Genomic DNA, 17,349 nt, shown 5'->3' on the forward strand with positions numbered 1-17,349 from the left:
CTGACGGGCTAATCGACCCGCTCAAGCATCTGCGGGTAACGCGCCAGCAGCGTGCCGAGGTCGCGCTCCATGGCGCCATCGGTCTGGCCGCCATTGGCCATCAGCCATTGCACGCGGTCGAGGGTGTCGGGCGCCGCCATGTCGGCGGCGAAACGCTGCGATTCCTCCACCAGCGCCGCGCCATCGGCGGCGCTGATGCTGTCCACTAGGGCCTTGATGTGGGCGATACCGGCGGCCGGGAAACTGGCGATGCGCCGCGCCTGCGCCGAGATAAAGCCCTCCAGCTCGGCATCTGGCACGGCGCGGTTGATCCAGCTGTAGCGCTCGGCGGTGTCGGCATCGAAGTCGGCGCCGCCCAGGCACACTTCCAGCGCGCGGCCGCGGCCGAGCAGTTGTGCCAGGCGCACCGTGCCGCCGGCACCCGGCAATAGGCCGACCGCGACTTCCGGCTGGCCCAGCACACCCCGCTCACGGGAAGCGAAGCGCATATCCAGCGCCAGCAGGAACTCGCTGCCGGCCCCGCGGGCGCGACCGCGCAACTCGCCGATGGTCACCTGCGGCAGGCGGCTGTAGCGGCCGAACAAGGCGCTGAGCAAACTGGCCTGGCCTTCCGGCAATGCCGGCGCGGGCTGGCCGAGCTGACTGCCGAGGTCGTAATGGGCCAGGAAGAACTCCGGGTTGGCGCTGCGGAAGATCACCACGCGGGTCTGCGCATCGCTTTCCAGGGCCTTGGCCAGGTTGAGCAGATCGATGACCACCTCGCGGTCGACCAGGTTGATTGGCGGGTGGTCGAAGGTGATGCTGGCCACGCCGTCGTGGTCATGCCGGGTCAGGGTGCGGTAGGCGCTCATGGATTTTTCTCCTCGTTGGATAAGCCGGAGCGTGCGGCGGGGCGGGGGCGGGTCTCAAGCACTATCAGCCTGGGTGATGGCGAGGCTTCGCCGTCCTGAAGATCGACGCTGTAATACCGCGATCGGTTGGCGATCCAATAGGCTGAAGCCTGGTCGGCGGATGATCCCGGTCCGCCGGCAACCTGGCCGAGGCGCGGCTGCCAATACCGGAAGGGAGTGCAAAGCATGAGTGGCGTGGCCTGTGTGGCATTGGCGCTATTGATGGGGTATGCCATCCAGCGCGGCGGCACCTGCACGGTGGCGGCCCTGGAGGAAGTGGTGCAGCAGCGCCGCTGGACGCGGCTGCGGGCGTTGCTGGAGGCCTCGTTGTGGGTGCTCGGCGGGTTCGTCCTGCTGCGAGCGCTGGGTCGCCTGCCGCAATTGCCGATGGGTTATCCGTTGCACTGGCACGCCGCAGTCGGCGGGGCCTTGCTCGGGCTGGGCGCCTTGATCAACGGCGGCTGCGCCTTCGCCGTGGTGGCACGGATCGGTTCCGGGCAGTGGGCCTGGCTGGCCACGCCGCCGGGCTTCCTGCTGGGCTACGCGCTGCTGGAGCGCTGGGCCGGCGTCGCGGCGGCCATGCCGCAGGCGCTGCCGGTGTGGTTGCAGGCGATTCCCATGGGCTGGGGGCTGCTGGTCGTCGCGGCGCTGCTGACGCGCCTGGCCTGGCTGGTGTGGCGCGCTGCCGGGCACTGGCGCCTGGGTCGACGCGTCTGGTCGCCGCACCAGGCCACCCTGGTCATCGGCCTGGTGTTCCTGCTGCTGTTCGTCAATGTCGGCGCCTGGGCCTATACCGATGTGCTGGCGGAACTGGCGAGCGGCCGCTTCATGCAACTGGGCCTGCGTGGCTGGCTGCTGCCGGCGATGTTCGCCGGTGCGCTGTACGGCGGCTGGGCGGCCGGGCTCTGGCAACAGCGCTGGCCCAGCCTGGTCACGATGGTGCGCTGCTTCTGCGGCGGCCTGCTGATGGGCGCGGGCGCGGTCCTGGTGCCCGGCGGCAACGACAGCCTGATCCTGTTCGGCATGCCGCTGCTGTGGCCCAACGCCTGGCTGGCCTTCGCCAGCATGTGCGCGGTGGTGCTGCTGGCCTTGTGGTGGCGCGAGCTTTGGCAGCGAGCGCGCGGCCGAAGCCACGCGCGGCTGCCTGCGGGCAGGTAGGGCGCGGCGTGCGCATTGCTGGCTGAGGCGCTTGGTGTGTCTACCCGAGCCCTGGCGAAATTGTCCGGGTAGCGCTCTTGAAGGAGGGGCCGCCACGTTTTCGTCGCCGCGCTGTCGCGCAGCAAACTGTGTAGGAGCTAGCTTGCTAGCGATGCTTTTGATCGGCAAATATCGCCGGGGGGCCGGATCGCCAGCAAGCTGGCTCCTACAAGGCCGCTGGCGCTCCATGGACAGAGGCTCGAGCTTATTCTGAGACGCCCCTTAGCCGGCGATCTCGATCACCACTTTGCCCTGCGCGCTGCCGTCTGCCACCAGTCGGTGGGCCTCGTCCACCGTGTCCAGGGTGAAGCGGCGCGGGTCCAGCAGCACGCGTAGCTGGCCGGCCTCGACCAGGGCGCCGGCCTCGGCGAGGATCTGCCCATGGTGCTGACGGCCCTTGCCGGTCAGCAGCGGCAACAGGGTGAACACCCCGGAGTAGGTGGCCGCGCGGAACGACAGCGGCGCCAGCTGGTGCTCGCCCCGGCCCATGCAGCTCACCACATGGCCGCTGTAGAGGCGTGCGGCGGCGAAGGAGGCGTCGAGGGTGGCGCCGCCCACGGTGTCGTAGATCAGGTCGAAGCCCTCGCCATCGGTGTACTGCGCCACATAGTCCGCGACGCTGCTGCTGCGGTAGTCGATCGCGGTGGCGCCCAGGCTCTCGATGGTCTGCCGCCGCTGCGCCGAGCCGGTGGCGAACACCTCGGCGCCGAAGGCGCGGGCGATCTGGATGGCGACATGCCCGACACCGCCGGCGCCGCCCTGCACCAGGACCTTCTGCCCGGGGCCGACCCGGCCGCGGTCGACCAGGCCCTCCCAGGCGGTGATGACGATCAGGGGCAGGGCCGCGGCCTCGCGCATGCTCAGGTTGCCCGGCTTCTTCGCCAGCAGGTCGGCGTCCACCGCGGCGAACTCGGCCAGCGAACCCTGCTGGCCGCCGATGCCGGTGGCCATGCCGTAGACCTCGTCGCCGACCGCGAAGGCGTGGACGCCGGCGCCGACCGCCTCGACCACGCCGGCCAGGTCCAGGCCCAGCACGGCCGGCAGGGGCTGTTTGGCGTGGGCGCCCTGGCCGGCGCGGATCTTGGTGTCCAACGGGTTCACCCCGCTGGCCAGGATGCGCACCAGCACCTGGCCGGCGGCGGGTTGCGGGCGTGGCACCTGGGCCAGGCGGAAGGGGGCGTTGGTGTGGTCGACGAACAGGGCGCGCATGGTCATGATCGGGTGCCTCTCGGTGGCTGATGAGTGGGGCGACGAGCCGGCTTGCGCCGCTGTCGCGCTGGCCGCGGCGCGCTGTCGGCGCTGCCTGGCGATGGCGGGATTGTTGGTCAGCCAACTCATTCCGATAAGAAGCCGAATAGGTATAGTGTCAATTCCTGATTGGCATGAATCGAGGCGCCGATGGACAAGCTCAATGCCATGGCGGTGTTCGTTCGGGTGGTGGAGCGCGGCAGCTTTTCCGCCGTGGCGCGCGAGCTGAACAGCAGCCAGCCGAACATCAGCAAGCAGATCCGTGCGCTGGAGACGGCCCTGGGCGGCAAGCTGATCGCCCGCACCACGCGGCGGCTGTCGTTGACCGACGAGGGGCGGCGCTACTACGACGAGTGCCGGCAGATCCTCGCCGCGGTGGATGCCGCGGAACACAGTTTCCAGAGTGGGCGCGAGCTGGTGGCCGGGCCGCTGCGGGTCGCCTCGTCGGTGAGTTTCGGGCGCACCCAGATCGCCCCGCGGCTCGCGGGCTTTCTCGCCCGCTACCCGGCCGTGAGCATCGACCTGCAGCTCAGCGACCGCAACGAAGACCTGGTCAGCGAAGGCGTGGACGTCGCCCTGCGCATCGGCGAGCTGCGCGACAGTGGCCTGCTCGGCCGTGCGCTCGGCAGCGCCCGGCGGGTCACCCTGGCGGCCCCGGACTACCTGGCCCGGCATGGCGAACCTCGCGAGCCGGCCGAGCTGAGCCGGCACAACTGCCTGGTCTTCACCCAGCTGGCCAGCGCCAACGCCTGGACCTACAGTCGCGGCGAGCAGCGCCAGACCCTGCTGGTCAACGGCAATGCGCGCAGCAACAGTTCGGAGGCCATCCGCGAAATGGTCCTGGCGGGGCTGGGCATCTCGCTGTCACCGCTGTGGCTGTTCGGCGCAGACCTCGCGGCCGGGCGCGTCGTGGCCATCCTCGGCGACTACAGCCCTGAGCCGCTGCCCATTCATGCGTTGTCGCCGGCCAATCGCCGGCAGTCGGCGCGGGTGCGCGCCTTCGTCGACTACCTGGCAGAGGAGTTCGCCCGCGACCCGGCCATCGCCCCCTGAGGCGAAGTGCGCCGGTCAGATGCCGTCGATCTGGTAAGGCCGGGTGATGACCTCGAGCAGGTGGCCGTCGGGATCCTCGAAATACACCCCGCGGCCACCGAAGTGCTGGTTGATTTCGCCGGCGCTTTGTTTGCCGGGATCGGCCCAGTATTCGAGCCCGCGTGCGCGGATGCGGGCGAAGATCTGCTCGAACTCCGCCTCGCTGGTCAGGAAGGCATAGTGCTGGGAGGAAATCTTGCCGTCCTGCTGGTAGAAGTCGACTGAGACGCCGTTGCTCAGCGGCACCACCAGCATCGCCCCGAACGGGACGGCGGCGGGCAGGCCGAGGATCTCGGTGAGGAAGGCTGCCGACTTCTGCTTATCGCGGCACCAGACGATGGTGTGGTTCAGTTGCACGTTCATGCCAGGACCCTCCTTGCCAATCGAGCCAGACCCACCGAGGCGTCCCCGCAGGCTGTCTCCTTGCCCAGCCTGTTAGGCGCCTCGAGGCGGCGGTTGCAACACCGCGTCGATCAGCGCGGTGTCGGCGTATTCGGTCAGTTCGACCACCTGGCCGTCGACCAGGCGGAAGATCCAACAATAGCTATTTTGGTACGGATCACCGGCCTTGGTGAGGTTGTGCCCGCGCGCCTCGACCACCACGCAGTCGTCTTCGGCGATCAAGCGATGCGCCGTGATCCGGTTGCCGTCGGCCAGTTGTGCGTTCAACGGGCCGAGCAGTTCGTCGAGCACCGTCTGCTTGCCCCGGTAAGTCTTTGACCAGGCGGTGGAGCCGATGATCGTCCAGCTCACCTCGTCGGCCAATGCCTGGACAAAGGGGCGGCCATTGCCCTTGGCGGTCTCGGCGAAGACGTTCTGCAGGAGTTGCTTGTTCTGTGCTGCTGTCATGGCTGGTCACCGCTGGTAGGAGCGTCTATGCGCGTTTTCAGTCGGGTTTGCGGGCGCTGTAGAGCGCCAGGGTGCCGAACAGGGTGCTGAAGCTTTGCCGTTGCGAAACCTCGACGAAGCCGGCATTTTCAAACAGCTCGATCAACCGGCCCGCGACGTTGTCTTGGGTGTTGCCGAATCCATCCAGGAGCTGGATCGCCAAGAATAGGCCACGCATCGCCCCATTGCCGGCCTTGCCCCAGTCGGCCACATGCAACTGCCCGCCAGGCCGGAGCACCCGGAAAGCCTCTTGCGCCGTGCGCTGCTTGTCTGCCCAGCACAGGTGGTGGAAGAACAGGCTCGAGAGGACCCGGTCGAAGCAGACCGGCGGATAGGGCAGCGCATAGGACAGCGCCTCGTCGAACTGCAGCGCAACCGCGGCTCGCTGCGCCTTGCGCCCGGCCCGCAACAGGACCGCCGAATCGCCATCGACCCCGACCACCTGCGCGCCCGGGCAAGCCTGCTTGAGCCAGATGGCCAGGGTGCCGGTGCCACAGGCGAGATCCAGCACCCGCTGGCCCGCCTCGACGTTGGCCTGGCGGATAAGCGCGTGCTTGAACCGGCGCTCCCGCGTGGTGGCGCCGACCACCGCGTCGTAGCAGGGAGTGAGCCAGTGGAAACCCAGCGCCGGGACGTACTTTGAGTCATGGGAGTGACGCATTGGTTGTCCTCGCGCACTGATCGAAGGTGGTTTTTTAGGCCATGTCCCAGTTACCTGTTGCATGCGGCAATTCCTACAGATGGCGCGGTTTGCTCCTCTCCCTCCTAAGGGCAAGAGGGGCGAGAGGGTAATCTGAGCAGCTGAGCAGGCGCGCAACACATAACTGGGACACGATCTATCTCGTTGCTACCGCATCGGATTCGCGGGGTTGCCAACCGCCACCGAGCGCCTTGAAGGCGGCGACTGCTGCGCGTGCAGATTCCGTCTGCGCCTGTGCTCGCGTATCGGCAGCATGCAGCAAGTCTTCGTCGGCTTTCAGGACTTCAATCAGGCTGACGACCCCTTGCTGATAGGCCGCAAACGAAGCGCCTCGCGCGTGCCCGAGCGAGTCTACCCCCCTGGCAAGCAGAGTCGCCTGTTCCTCGCGTTTGACCAAGGCTGAGAAGGCGTTTTCCACATCCTCGGTAGCACGCAGCACGGCCAGTCGATAGGCCGCCAGCATCTCGGCCTCCTGGCCCTTGGCCAGGTCGATCTGCGCGTCGATGCGAGCGAAATCGAACAGACGCCAGCGCAGGCCCAGCACGCCGGCGGCCTGACCGGCACCGTTACCGAACAGGTTGCCGCTGGACACCGATGTCGCGCTGCCGATCAGTCCACTCAAGGAGAGCTTGGGGTAATACTCGGCGATGGCGACGCCGATTCGTGCGTTGGATGCGGCCAGTTGGCGCTCGGCCGCAATCAAATCGGGCCGGCGTCTGAGCAAGTCGCCCGGCGATCCCGTGGCCGCGATCTGCGGCGCAGCCGGTATGGCGACGACCTCGGCAAGTTCCATCCGATGTGTGCCGGGCGACGAGCCTAGTATCACATCCAGCGCGTTCATGGCCGAAGACAGGGCCGTATCGAGGACGGAGACGGATGCCTGAACCTGGGCGAGTGCCCCTTCAGCCTGATGTAACTGGAGTTCGGCAGCCAACCCCTTGCCATAAAGAAGATTGACCCTCGCCAGTAACTCCTGCTGGGTCTGTACCTGCTTGTGTGCAATATCGAGACGGGCTTGCAGCCCTCGGATGCGGATGTAAATGTCTGCGGTCTGCGCCGCCACAGCCAATCGTGTTGCGCTCGCACCTGCGTCCGTAGCCTGGTACTCGGCCAACGCCGCTTCGCGTCCACGGCGCAGGCCACCGAACAGGTCCAGTTCCCAGCTCGCGCCAAGATTGGCTTCATAGGCGTTACCGTAACGGTCGAAATCGGGCGTCGAGTTCAGCACTTGTCCCAGCGGCGTTTCAACCGACTGGTAGGCCCTGGCTGCTTGACCGCTGATGTTGCCCGCGGGCAACAAGGCGGCATGTGCCGCCCCGAGTCCCGCACGCGCCTGAGCGACACGGGCAGCCGCCTGTGACAGGTCGAGGTTCTGCTCCAGCGCAAGGGTTACGAAGCGAGTCAGTTGCGGGTCGCCGAAACCTGTCCACCAGGCGATGAGATCGGCATTGGCAGTGGCATGCCGTTGATCGACTGCCGCTCGACCCAGGTATCGCTCCGGCAGGGGCGTGTCGGGTCGAGCGTAGTTGGGACCGACGGCGCAGCCTGCCGAAAGGCTGGCGCTGATGAGCACGGCAAGGATGCGCTTGGTTGGCATGGGCTTCTTCCGGAACGGGGTATGATAAACAGACTGTTTGTGACCATAATGCGTATTGGTCACTTGTTGTCCACTTTAAATATTGGCAGTAGGCATGTAAATCATGAGCAAAACAGACGCTAATTCAGGTTCGGCCCGCGGCCCGGCCGATCACGATGTGCGCGATCAGATCGTTGCCGCCGCTACCGAGCACTTCAGCCGGTATGGCTACGAGAAGACGACTGTCTCCGATCTCGCCAAAGCCATCGGCTTTTCCAAGGCCTACATCTACAAGTTCTTCGAGTCCAAGCAGGCCATTGGCGAGTTGATATGCGCGAACTGTCTGAGCCAGATCGAGGCTGATGTCAGGGCGGCCGTCGATGAAGCCGACCACCCGCCAGAGAAGCTGCGGCGGATGTTCAAGTCGGTCGTAGAGGCCAGCCTTCGTCTGTTTTCCCAGGATCGCAAGCTCTACGAAATTGCTACCTCGGCGGCTACCGAGCGCTGGCAGGCGACGCTTGCTTATGAAGGGCGCATCCGCGAATTGCTGCAGGACATTCTGCAGGCAGGTCGGCAAAGCGGGGACTTCGAGCGCAAGACGCCTCTCGATGAAACCGTGATGGCGATCTATCTGGTCATTCGGCCCTATATCAACCCGCTGCTCTTGCAGCATGGCTTCGACTACATCGACGAGGCCCCTGCGCAACTGTCCAGTCTGGTGCTGCGCAGCCTGTCGCCGTAACACTATTGTTATTGTGACTATTTTATGTATTGGTCACTAAAGTCAAAGTGAGAGCCCCGATCATTTCGTCTATGGGGCTCTCATGCTCCGGCGTCGTTTCGTTTTACCTACCCTCATCTGCGTAGTGCCATTTGCGTTGGTCGCTTGCGGCGAAGAACACAAACCGATTCGCGCACCGACGCGCCGCTGGTGCGTGTCGCCATCGCTCGGACGGCAATCCCTATCGGCAATGGCCGCATCCACAAGTGACGGCCGGCAGGGACTTGAGTGGGCCTCGAAGACTCTGGCCGGCCGGGTGGACACGGGACGCACGAAGGCGGTACCTCCTTGTGCTCGGGGGGGATACCTGGGACGTTGGCATCTCCCCCGATACTTCAGCGCGCAACGCGTACGCCCTCAAAGGGGGCGGTAGAGCACCCTCTGCCTCAGAATGTCGGGTTCCGACCTTTCGGCTCGTTGTGCGGGGCCGGCAGCAGGTTGCTCCTCGAGCATCCGTGCAAGGCGCTGACTGGAGCCCAGGTTGCTGGAGCTACCGTAGAGCACCCTCTGCCTCAGAATGCCGGGCTCCGACCTTTCGGCCCATTGCGCAGGGCCGGCAGCTGCAGGCTGCTCCTCGGGCGTCCGCACAACGCGCTGACTGGAGCCCTGGTTGCGGGAGCTACCGTAGAGTGCCCTGTCCCTCAGAATCTCGGGCTCCGACTTTTCGAGCCGCCGCTCCTGTTGCACGATCGCATTGCCCGCGGCGCTGGGCCGCTTCTCGATCAGCTGCGCAAAGCGCTCAGCGGAGTCCTGGCTGGCGCGATCACTCACCAGTGCCTCTGGCTGCAGGCGGTAGTCCAGCTGCCGTCCACTGCTACCTTCGGCTTGTACCGTAGTCACAGCAGCGCCCATCATCAGCGCAGCCAGTGCCGTCATGCCCAGTATCGATTTCATGGCGTCATCCTCCAAAGATGCGTTATTCATCATTTGTGACCATAATACATATTGGTCACTTGCTGTCCACCTTTAAGATTGCCAGTAGGCTGTAAACCATGAGCACAAAAGTCACCAAGTCGGTTCCAGTTCGCGGCCCGGCCGACCACGAGGTGCGCGATCAGATCGTTGCCGCCGCTACCGAGCACTTCAGCCGGTATGGCTACGAGAAGACGGCCGTCTCCGATCTCGCCAAAGCCATCGGCTTTTCCAAGGCCTACATCTACAAGTTCTTCGAGTCCAAGCAGGCCATTGGCGAGATGATCTGCGCGAACTGCCTGAGCCAGATCGAGGCCGAGATCAGAGCGGCCGTCGATGAGGCCGATCGCCCGCCGGAGCAGCTGCGGCGGATGTTCAGGGCTGTCGTGATGGCCAGCCTTCGTCTGTTTTCCCAGGATCGCAAGCTCTACGAGATTGCCGCTTCGGCGGCGACCGAGCGCTGGCAGGCGACGCTTGCTTATGAGGGGCGCATCCGCGAGTTGCTGCTGGACATCCTGCAGGCAGGTCGGCAACGCGGGGACTTCGAACGCAAGACGCCCCTCGATGAAACCGTGATGGCGATCTATCTGGTCATGCGCCCTTACCTCAACCCGCTGCTGTTGCAGCATGGCTTCGACTACATCGACGAGGCCCCTGCGCAACTGTCCAGCCTGGTACTGCGCAGCCTGTCGCCGTAACACTATTGCTATTGTGACTATTGACTAAATTAGTCACTAGAGTCAAAGTGAGATCCCCGATCATTTCGTATATGGGACTCTCATGCTCCGGCGTCGCTTCGTTTTACCTACCCTCATCTGCGTATTGCCGTTTGCGTTGGTCGCTTGCGGCGAGAAAGCGCAAACCGATCCACGCACTGAAGCGCCGCTGGTGCGTGCCGCTATCGTGCAAGAGGCAATCCCGGCGTCACGTTCCTTCACCGGGACCGTAGCGGCGCGAGTCCAGAGTGACCTGGGCTTTCGCGTCGCCGGCAAGGTGCTGGAGCGGCTTGTGGATACGGGGCAGACCGTCAAGCGCGGTCAGGCACTCATGCGTATCGATCCCGTCGATCTGAAGCTTGCCGCGCATGCGCAGCGCGAAGCGGTCGCCGCTGCGCGAGCGCGGGCGCAGCAAACGGGCGATGATGAAGCCCGCTATCGCGAGCTGCGCGGAACCGGCGCGATATCGGCGTCGGCCTACGATCAGTTCAAGGCCGCGGCGGATGCTGCCAGGTCCCAGCTCCGTGCGGCCCAGGCCCAGGCGGAAGTTGCCCTTAATGCGACCCGCTATGCCGAGTTGCTGGCGGATGCCGATGGCATTGTCATGGATACGCTGGTCGAGCCCGGCCAAGTCGTCAATGCCGGCCAAGTCGTGGTGCGCTTGGCGCATGCCGGCCCCCGTGAAGCGCTTATCCAGTTGCCGGAAACCCTGCGCCCGGCGATCGGCTCCGCCGCGCAGGCCATGCTCTTCGGTAATGGAGCCGTTACCGTCCCGGCCAAGCTGCGGCAGCTCTCGGATGCCGCAGATCGACTGACCCGCACCTTTGAGGCGCGCTATGTGCTGGAAGGGGAGTTGGCCAACGCGCCCTTGGGTACCACGGTCACCCTGCAGATCCCGAACGGGCACTCCTCCGCGCAAGACGGCTTGCAGGTGCCGATCGGCGCGCTGTACGACGCGGGCAAGGGCCCCGGCGTATGGGTTATCCAGGGCGAGCCGGCGCAGGTTCATTGGCAGCCGGTGGTGGTCCAGAACCTCGATGATGAACACGCGCACATCAGCGCTCAGCTCAAGCAAGGCGAGCGGATAGTTGCGCTCGGCGTGCACTTGCTACGCGAAGGCCTGCAGGTGCGGGTGGCCGGCGAAGTCGCCGTAGCGGCGGTCGAGGGAGTCCGCCCATGAGCGAAGGTCGTTTCAACCTGTCAGCGCTCGCCGTACGCGAGCGCTCCATCACGCTGTTCCTGGTCTGTTTGATCTCGCTTGCCGGGCTTATCGCGTTCTTCCAGTTGGGGAGGGCGGAGGACCCCGCGTTCACAGTCAAGGTGATGACCATCGTCACCGCCTGGCCTGGTGCCACCGCCCAGGAAATGCAGGATCAGGTCGCCGAGAAGATCGAGAAGCGTCTGCAGGAGCTGCGCTGGTACGACCGCTCCGAGACCTACACCAGACCTGGGCTGGCCTTCACGACGTTGAGCCTGCTCGACACCACGCCGCCTGCGCAGGTGCCGGAGCAGTTCTATCAGGCGCGCAAGAAGGTCAGCGACGAGGCGAAGGAGCTGCCGGCTGGCGTGATCGGGCCGATGGTCAACGACGAATACTCGGATGTCACCTTTGCCCTGTTCGCGCTCAAGGCCAAGGGCGAACCGCAGCGCTTGCTGGTACGCGACGCGGAGAGGCTGCGCCAGCGGCTGTTGCATGTGCCGGGCGTGAAGAAGGTCAATATTGTTGGCGAGCAGCCCGAGCGCATCTTTGTCGAGCTTTCCCATGAACGTCTGGCGACGCTGGGGATCGGCCCGCAGGAGGTGTTTGCCGCGCTCAATGGCCAGAATGTCCTGACCCCGGCGGGCTCCGTAGAAACCAAGGGGCCGCAGGTGTTTATTCGCCTGGACGGCGCGTTCGACGAATTGCAGAAAATCCGCGACACCCCGGTGGTGGCGCAGGGGCGCACGCTGAAGCTGTCGGACATCGCCACCGTCAAGCGCGGCTATGAAGACCCAGCGACGTTTCTGATCCGCAATGGCGGCGAACCTGCCCTGCTGCTGGGCATCATCATGCGCGATGGCTGGAACGGCCTCGACCTGGGCCAGGCGCTGGACAGCGAGGTGAGTGCGATCAACGCCGAGCTGCCGCTGGGCATGAGCCTGAGCAAGGTCACCGATCAGGCCGTCAACATCAGCGCGGCGGTCGATGAATTTATGGTCAAGTTCTTCGTCGCGCTGCTGGTGGTCATGTTGGTGAGCTTTCTCAGCATGGGCTGGCGCGTGGGCGTCGTGGTCGCCGCGGCCGTGCCGCTGACCCTGGCGATGGTGTTCGTGGTGATGGCCGCGACCGGCAAGAACTTCGACCGCATCACCCTGGGTTCCCTGATCCTGGCGCTGGGCCTGCTGGTGGACGACGCCATCATCGCCATCGAAATGATGGTGGTGAAGATGGAGGAGGGTTACAGCCGCGTCAAAGCTTCCGCGTATGCCTGGAGCCACACCGCCGCGCCAATGCTGTCGGGCACCCTGGTCACGGCAGTCGGCTTTATGCCCAATGGCTTCGCCCGCTCCACTGCGGGTGAATACACCAGCAACATGTTCTGGATCGTCGGCGTTGCCTTGATCGCCTCGTGGCTGGTCGCCGTGCTGTTTACGCCCTACTTCGGCGTCAAGCTGCTGCCTGCCGTCAAAAAAGTCGAAGGGGGCAAGAAGGTCGAAGGCGGCCACGACGCCCTCTACGATACGCCACGCTACAACCGCTTGCGTCGGCTGCTGGCGCGGGTCATCGCCCGCAAGTGGCTGGTCGCCGGCTCGGTGGTTGGCCTGTTCGTGGTGGCCATACTCGGCATGGGCTTGGTCAAGAAGCAGTTCTTTCCGATCTCCGACCGCCCCGAAGTGCTGGTCGAGGTGCAGATGCCCTACGGCACCTCGATCGCCCAGACCAGCGCCGCCACGGAGAAGGTCGAGGCCTGGCTGGCCGAGCAGGAAGAGGCCAGGATCGTCACGGCTTACGTCGGCCAGGGCGCGCCACGCTTCTACATGGCAATGGGGCCGGAACTGCCTGATCCGTCATTCGCCAAGATCGTGGTGCGTACGGACAACCAGGAAGAGCGCGAGGCGTTGAAACATCGGCTGCGCCAGGCAATTGCCGAGGGCCTCGCTGCCGAGGCGCGCGTGCGTGTCACCCAACTGGTGTTCGGTCCGTATTCGCCGTTCCCGGTCGCCTACCGGGTCACCGGCCCGGCCCCGGATAAATTGCGTGAAATTGCCGCCGACGTGCAGCAGGTCATGGATGCCAGCCCGATGATGCGCACGGTCAACACCGACTGGGGCACGCGCGTACCCACGCTGCACTTCAGCCTGCAACAGGATCGCCTGCAGGCCGTGGGGCTGTCCTCCAGCGCCGTGGCGCAGCAACTGCAGTTCCTGCTCAGCGGCGTACCCGTCACCGCCGTACGTGAGGACATCCGCACGGTGCAGGTGATGGCCCGTTCGGCCGGGGACACGCGCTTCGATCCGGCCAGGGTCATGGACTTCACCCTGGCGGGCAGCAACGGGCAGCGCATCCCGCTGTCGCAGGTCGGCGAGATCGATGTGCGCATGGAGGAACCGATCATGCGTCGGCGCGACCGCGTGCCGACCATCACCGTGCGCGGCGACATCGCCGAGGGCCTGCAGCCGCCGGATGTATCGACGGCCATCACCCGGCAGCTTCAGCCCATCATGGCGAAACTGCCGAGCGGCTATCGCATCGAGCAGGCGGGCTCCATCGAGGAGTCAGGCAAGGCGATGGTGGCGATGTTGCCGCTGTTCCCGATCATGCTGGCAATCACCCTGATCATCCTTATTTTGCAGGTGCGCTCGATCTCGGCGATGGTCATGGTCTTTCTCACCAGCCCGCTGGGGCTGATCGGTGTAGTGCCGACGCTGATCCTGTTTCAGCAGCCATTCGGCATCAATGCGCTGGTCGGTCTGATTGCGCTATCCGGCATCCTGATGCGCAACACGCTGATCCTGATCGGGCAGATCCGCCATAACGAGCAGGCGGGATTGGACCCGTTCCGTGCGGTGGTCGAGGCCACCGTACAGCGCGCCCGGCCGGTGATCCTCACCGCGCTGGCAGCGATCCTGGCCTTTATCCCGCTGACCCATTCGGTGTTCTGGGGAACGCTCGCCTACACCCTGATCGGCGGCACCCTGGCGGGAACCGTGCTGACCCTGGTGTTCCTGCCGGCCATGTACGCCATCTGGTTCGGGATCAGGCCCGTCAACCATAGCCGGATTATGGAGGCGCAGCCCGCATAAACAGGCACCTGCGGCGGGCAGACCCTGCCGCCTTCAATTCATCCAAGTCGAGAGAAACTGCTATGACGAATTCAACAGTTGTCCTGGTTACCGGCGTGTCATCGGGCATCGGTCGTGCCGCCGCGGAGCAATTTGCCAAACGCGGTTGCCGAGTATTCGGCAGCGTACGCAGCATTGCCCAAGCCAGCCCACTAGCCGGTGTCGAGTTGGTCGAGATGGATGTTCGCGAGGAGGCCTCCGTTCGCCTTGGCATCCAATCCATTATCGACCGGGCCAAGCGTATCGACGTACTCGTCAATAACGCGGGCACGACCCTGATCGGCGCGGTGGAGGAAACAACATCTGCCGAGGCTGTAGCGCTGTTCGATACCAATGTCTTCAGTATTCTGCGCACGGTTCAGGCGGTACTCCCGCACATGCGAGCACAGCGTAGCGGAAGGATCGTCAACGTCAGTTCGGTGCTCGGCTTTCTTCCGGCACCCTATATGGGGCTCTATTCGGCTTCCAAGCATGCCGTGGAGGGGCTGTCTGAAACCCTGGATCACGAGGTGCGCCAGTTCGGCATCCGCGTAACGCTGGTCGAGCCGTCCTTCACCAGGACCAACCTGGACATCAATGCGCCTCAAGCAGGTGCAACCATCGCCGCCTATGACCGCGAGCGCGGTCTTTCATCACGCGCCGTGGTCGATAGCGTCAAAAGTGCCCCTGACCCTGCGAGCGTGGCCACCACCATTGTCGACGCGGCGCTGGGTAAATGGTCTATGCGGCGCACACCTGCTGGCCAGGCGTCATTGTTGAGTAAATTGCGCCGCTTTATGCCGGCAGGCCCCGTCGATGCGAATTTGCGCAAAACTTTCGGGCTGGGCTGAAAACCCTTTTGGATTCCAACCCATAAGCATTTTTTGAGGAATGAGATATGGCGACGAATAGAGAAAACACTGTTCGGATCGTAGTGACGGGGACCGGTGTTGTTGGGCCATTGGGCTGCGGCACCGAAACGGTCTGGTCCCGCCTGTTGGCGGGACAGTCCGGCATCCGTGCGCTGCCTGCCGATCTGGCCGACGGCACCGGCTGCGCCGTAGGCGGGCGGGTGCCCAGCTTGGAGGAAGATCCGCAAGCGGGCTACGACCCGGAGCGAATCGTCACCGCCAAGGAGCGCAAGAAGATGGATCGCTTCATCGAGTTTGCCCTCGCTGCCGCTCAGGAAGCCCTGGCGCAGGCGGCCTGGCAGCCGGCAGACGAGCAGCAGCGGCAGCGCACCGCGACCATCATTGCCTCCGGTGTCGGTGGGTTCGGCGCCATCGCCGAGGCCGTGCGCACCACGGACGAACGCGGGCCGCGCCGGCTCTCGCCATTCACCGCGCCTTCGTTTCTCGCCAATATGGCGGCCGGGCACGTCTCTATCCGGCACGGCTTCAAGGGGCCGCTCGGGGCACCGGTGACCGCCTGCGCGGCCGGGGCGCAAGCCATCGGTGATGCGGCCCGACTGATCCGTAGCGGCGAGGCGGATATTGCCGTGTGCGGCGGGACCGAGGCGGCGATCCATCGCGTCACGCTCGGCAGCTTTGCAGCGGCGCGAGCGTTGTCCACTGGATTCAACGACCACCCCCAGCAAGCGTCGCGCCCGTTCGACCGCGAGCGGGATGGTTTCGTCATGGCCGAGGGCGCCGGCCTGTTGGTGATCGAGTCGCTGGAGCATGCGCTGGCCCGCGGCGCACGGCCACTGGCGGAGCTGGTCGGTTACGGCACCAGCGCCGATGCCTATCACCTGACCGCCGGCCCGGAGGATGGCAGCGGCGCTCGACGCGCAATGGAGCAGGCGTTGCGCCAGGCCGGTGTTGCTTCGGGCGATGTGCAGCACATCAATGCCCATGCGACCTCCACGCAAGTTGGCGACCGCGGCGAGCTGGCCGCCATTCGAGCCGTTTTCGGGGCCGGGTCGGGCGTTGCTATCACATCGACCAAATCCAGTACCGGCCATCTACTGGGCGCCGCAGGCGGGATCGAGGCCATCTTCACCATTCTGGCGCTACGCGATCAGGTCGTTCCGCCCACGCTGAACCTCATCAATCCCGACGAGGCGGCCGATGGCCTCGATCTGGTTGGCCTGAGCGCGCGGCCAATGCCGATCCAGTACGCTCTGTCGAACGGGTTCGGCTTTGGCGGCGTCAATGCCAGCCTGCTGTTTCGCCGTTGGGAGTCTTTGCCATGAGTCTGCTGCCACGGGAAGACTCCCGTCGTGGCAAACGCCAGAGGGAAATGTTGTGGGCAGCGAGCGATGTATTCGCGGCGCTCGGCCACGACCTTGCCAACATGCAGTTGATCGCAGATGCCGCGGGCGTGACCAAGGCGACCCTCTATGCGCATTTCGGAAACAAGGCCGAGCTATTTCGGGCCGTTGTCGAGTATTGGATGGAGGAGCTGCCAGAGCCGGCGCTGGCGGACGCCGTGGAAGGAGATTTGCGCGCGCATTTGGAAGAAGTTGCACGGGAACTGCTTCTGCAAGCCACCCATCCGGCTTCCCATGCACTCACACGCATATTCATGCGATCTAACTGGGTGCCGCAGAAACGCTGGCGTCAACGCCATCACCCGTACCGTGCGCATCTGCAAAAGGCATTGTCCCAATGCCCCCGCTGCAACGACCCCACGCAAGCCTCCGCCCAGTTCCTGTTGCTGGCGGTTGGTAGTCTCGATTCCAGTATCGTCACGCCTGCGGATGAATGCCGGATCTCCGCAGCGGTGGATCTTTTCGTTCAAGCCTATGCGGAGCTTGAGTCGGCGCGTAAGCGCATAGCCCCTGGAGAAAAAACCGGCTCGCCGTTCAATCTCAGCGTTCTCAGCGTTGAGTGCATGTCACCATCGGAATAACCGAGCCAGGTGCGTTGTGAGTGGCGATTGGTCTTTAGGCAAACCAACGAGCGTCACAGGAAGCGCATTTGTTCAACCTATTGCCGACCGCTGCTACCCATTCGCGCTATCTCCACGTACTCGGACACGATCTGCCCAGCGCGCCTTGACCACGTCATAGAGAGTCCGGGCCCGGCACCCTGCTCTATGAACCA

The 17,349-nt window shown here is 64.8% G+C and carries 16 protein-coding genes; 9 read left to right on the plus strand and 7 right to left on the minus strand.

Annotation, left to right across the window (positions count from 1 at the left end; genetic code table 11):
- Positions 1-8: 8 nt before the first annotated feature.
- Positions 9-851, minus strand: coding sequence for an enoyl-CoA hydratase/isomerase family protein (locus G9C89_RS22865; protein WP_172152606.1), 843 nt, complete (start codon positions 849-851; stop codon positions 9-11).
- A 225-nt stretch (positions 852-1,076) separates the two neighbouring features.
- Here G9C89_RS22865 and G9C89_RS22870 point away from each other — a divergent pair, with 225 nt between their 5' ends.
- The gene (locus G9C89_RS22870; protein WP_172152608.1) at positions 1,077-2,048 is read left to right on the plus strand and encodes a YeeE/YedE thiosulfate transporter family protein; all 972 of its coding nucleotides are present in this window, start codon (positions 1,077-1,079) and stop codon (positions 2,046-2,048) included.
- Between the two features lie 261 nt (positions 2,049-2,309).
- Here G9C89_RS22870 and G9C89_RS22875 read toward each other — a convergent pair whose 3' ends face one another.
- Positions 2,310-3,296, minus strand: coding sequence for a zinc-dependent alcohol dehydrogenase family protein (locus G9C89_RS22875; RefSeq protein WP_390623860.1), 987 nt, complete (start codon positions 3,294-3,296; stop codon positions 2,310-2,312).
- A gap of 189 nt (positions 3,297-3,485) precedes the next feature.
- Between G9C89_RS22875 and G9C89_RS22880 the strand changes: the two genes are divergently transcribed.
- The gene (locus tag G9C89_RS22880; RefSeq protein WP_172152612.1) at positions 3,486-4,388 is read left to right on the plus strand and encodes a LysR family transcriptional regulator; all 903 of its coding nucleotides are present in this window, start codon (positions 3,486-3,488) and stop codon (positions 4,386-4,388) included.
- A 15-nt stretch (positions 4,389-4,403) separates the two neighbouring features.
- On the opposite strand, the gene G9C89_RS22885 is transcribed toward G9C89_RS22880, so the two are convergent.
- The 4 genes from G9C89_RS22885 to G9C89_RS22900 all read right to left on the minus strand — a co-directional run bounded on the left by G9C89_RS22885 (position 4,404) and on the right by G9C89_RS22900 (position 7,612).
- On the minus strand, positions 4,404-4,790 hold the full coding sequence (locus G9C89_RS22885) for a VOC family protein (protein ID WP_172152614.1): 387 nt from the start codon (positions 4,788-4,790) through the stop codon (positions 4,404-4,406).
- Between the two features lie 72 nt (positions 4,791-4,862).
- Positions 4,863-5,276 (minus strand): nuclear transport factor 2 family protein, encoded by a 414-nt coding sequence (locus G9C89_RS22890; protein WP_172152616.1) that lies wholly within the window; start codon positions 5,274-5,276, stop codon positions 4,863-4,865.
- Positions 5,277-5,313: 37 nt separating this feature from the next.
- Complete coding sequence (locus G9C89_RS22895) at positions 5,314-5,976, minus strand: class I SAM-dependent methyltransferase (protein WP_172152618.1); 663 nt, start codon at positions 5,974-5,976, stop codon at positions 5,314-5,316.
- 175 nt (positions 5,977-6,151) lie between these two features.
- Positions 6,152-7,612 (minus strand): efflux transporter outer membrane subunit, encoded by a 1,461-nt coding sequence (locus G9C89_RS22900; RefSeq protein WP_172152620.1) that lies wholly within the window; start codon positions 7,610-7,612, stop codon positions 6,152-6,154.
- A 103-nt stretch (positions 7,613-7,715) separates the two neighbouring features.
- Between G9C89_RS22900 and G9C89_RS22905 the strand changes: the two genes are divergently transcribed.
- Positions 7,716-8,333, plus strand: a complete 618-nt coding sequence (locus G9C89_RS22905; RefSeq protein ID WP_172152622.1) for a TetR/AcrR family transcriptional regulator — start codon at positions 7,716-7,718, stop codon at positions 8,331-8,333.
- Positions 8,334-8,729: 396 nt separating this feature from the next.
- Here the strand turns inward: G9C89_RS22905 and G9C89_RS22910 are convergent, their stop codons facing one another.
- Positions 8,730-9,266, minus strand: a complete 537-nt coding sequence (locus G9C89_RS22910; RefSeq protein ID WP_172152624.1) for a hypothetical protein — start codon at positions 9,264-9,266, stop codon at positions 8,730-8,732.
- 98 nt (positions 9,267-9,364) lie between these two features.
- On the opposite strand from G9C89_RS22910, the gene G9C89_RS22915 reads away from it, so the two are divergent.
- From G9C89_RS22915 to G9C89_RS22940, 6 genes are all read left to right on the plus strand, one after another.
- Positions 9,365-9,982, plus strand: a complete 618-nt coding sequence (locus tag G9C89_RS22915; protein ID WP_172152626.1) for a TetR/AcrR family transcriptional regulator — start codon at positions 9,365-9,367, stop codon at positions 9,980-9,982.
- Positions 9,983-10,064: 82 nt separating this feature from the next.
- Positions 10,065-11,180, plus strand: coding sequence for an efflux RND transporter periplasmic adaptor subunit (locus G9C89_RS22920; protein ID WP_172152628.1), 1,116 nt, complete (start codon positions 10,065-10,067; stop codon positions 11,178-11,180).
- Entirely contained in the window at positions 11,177-14,284 is a 3,108-nt protein-coding gene (locus G9C89_RS22925) for an efflux RND transporter permease subunit (protein WP_172152630.1), read from the plus strand. Before G9C89_RS22920 ends, G9C89_RS22925 begins: the two co-directional genes overlap by 4 nt.
- A 62-nt stretch (positions 14,285-14,346) precedes the next feature.
- A complete protein-coding gene (locus G9C89_RS22930) occupies positions 14,347-15,153 on the plus strand; it encodes an oxidoreductase (RefSeq protein ID WP_172152632.1) in 807 nt (268 codons plus the stop codon).
- 47 nt (positions 15,154-15,200) lie between these two features.
- Positions 15,201-16,496, plus strand: coding sequence for a beta-ketoacyl-ACP synthase II (gene fabF / locus G9C89_RS22935; RefSeq protein WP_172152634.1), 1,296 nt, complete (start codon positions 15,201-15,203; stop codon positions 16,494-16,496).
- The gene (locus tag G9C89_RS22940; protein ID WP_172152636.1) at positions 16,493-17,155 is read left to right on the plus strand and encodes a TetR/AcrR family transcriptional regulator; all 663 of its coding nucleotides are present in this window, start codon (positions 16,493-16,495) and stop codon (positions 17,153-17,155) included. The genes fabF and G9C89_RS22940 overlap by 4 nt, the downstream gene beginning before the upstream one ends.
- Positions 17,156-17,349 lie beyond the last annotated feature (194 nt).

Source organism: Pseudomonas tumuqii (assembly GCF_013184545.1).
Classification (GTDB): domain Bacteria; phylum Pseudomonadota; class Gammaproteobacteria; order Pseudomonadales; family Pseudomonadaceae; genus Aquipseudomonas; species Aquipseudomonas tumuqii.

Excerpts from the sequence above, each read along its gene's own strand:
- G9C89_RS22865 (WP_172152606.1), bottom strand. The coding sequence starts at position 851 with ATGAGCGCCTACCGCACCCTGACCCGGCATGACCACGACGGCGTGGCC.
- G9C89_RS22870 (WP_172152608.1), top strand. The coding sequence starts at position 1,077 with ATGAGTGGCGTGGCCTGTGTGGCATTGGCGCTATTGATGGGGTATGCC.
- G9C89_RS22875 (WP_390623860.1), bottom strand. The coding sequence starts at position 3,296 with ATGCGCGCCCTGTTCGTCGACCACACCAACGCCCCCTTCCGCCTGGCC.
- G9C89_RS22880 (WP_172152612.1), top strand. The coding sequence starts at position 3,486 with ATGGACAAGCTCAATGCCATGGCGGTGTTCGTTCGGGTGGTGGAGCGC.
- G9C89_RS22885 (WP_172152614.1), bottom strand. The coding sequence starts at position 4,790 with ATGAACGTGCAACTGAACCACACCATCGTCTGGTGCCGCGATAAGCAG.
- G9C89_RS22890 (WP_172152616.1), bottom strand. The coding sequence starts at position 5,276 with ATGACAGCAGCACAGAACAAGCAACTCCTGCAGAACGTCTTCGCCGAG.
- G9C89_RS22895 (WP_172152618.1), bottom strand. The coding sequence starts at position 5,976 with ATGCGTCACTCCCATGACTCAAAGTACGTCCCGGCGCTGGGTTTCCAC.
- G9C89_RS22900 (WP_172152620.1), bottom strand. The coding sequence starts at position 7,612 with ATGCCAACCAAGCGCATCCTTGCCGTGCTCATCAGCGCCAGCCTTTCG.
- G9C89_RS22905 (WP_172152622.1), top strand. The coding sequence starts at position 7,716 with ATGAGCAAAACAGACGCTAATTCAGGTTCGGCCCGCGGCCCGGCCGAT.
- G9C89_RS22910 (WP_172152624.1), bottom strand. The coding sequence starts at position 9,266 with ATGAAATCGATACTGGGCATGACGGCACTGGCTGCGCTGATGATGGGC.
- G9C89_RS22915 (WP_172152626.1), top strand. The coding sequence starts at position 9,365 with ATGAGCACAAAAGTCACCAAGTCGGTTCCAGTTCGCGGCCCGGCCGAC.
- G9C89_RS22920 (WP_172152628.1), top strand. The coding sequence starts at position 10,065 with ATGCTCCGGCGTCGCTTCGTTTTACCTACCCTCATCTGCGTATTGCCG.
- G9C89_RS22925 (WP_172152630.1), top strand. The coding sequence starts at position 11,177 with ATGAGCGAAGGTCGTTTCAACCTGTCAGCGCTCGCCGTACGCGAGCGC.
- G9C89_RS22930 (WP_172152632.1), top strand. The coding sequence starts at position 14,347 with ATGACGAATTCAACAGTTGTCCTGGTTACCGGCGTGTCATCGGGCATC.
- fabF (WP_172152634.1), top strand. The coding sequence starts at position 15,201 with ATGGCGACGAATAGAGAAAACACTGTTCGGATCGTAGTGACGGGGACC.
- G9C89_RS22940 (WP_172152636.1), top strand. The coding sequence starts at position 16,493 with ATGAGTCTGCTGCCACGGGAAGACTCCCGTCGTGGCAAACGCCAGAGG.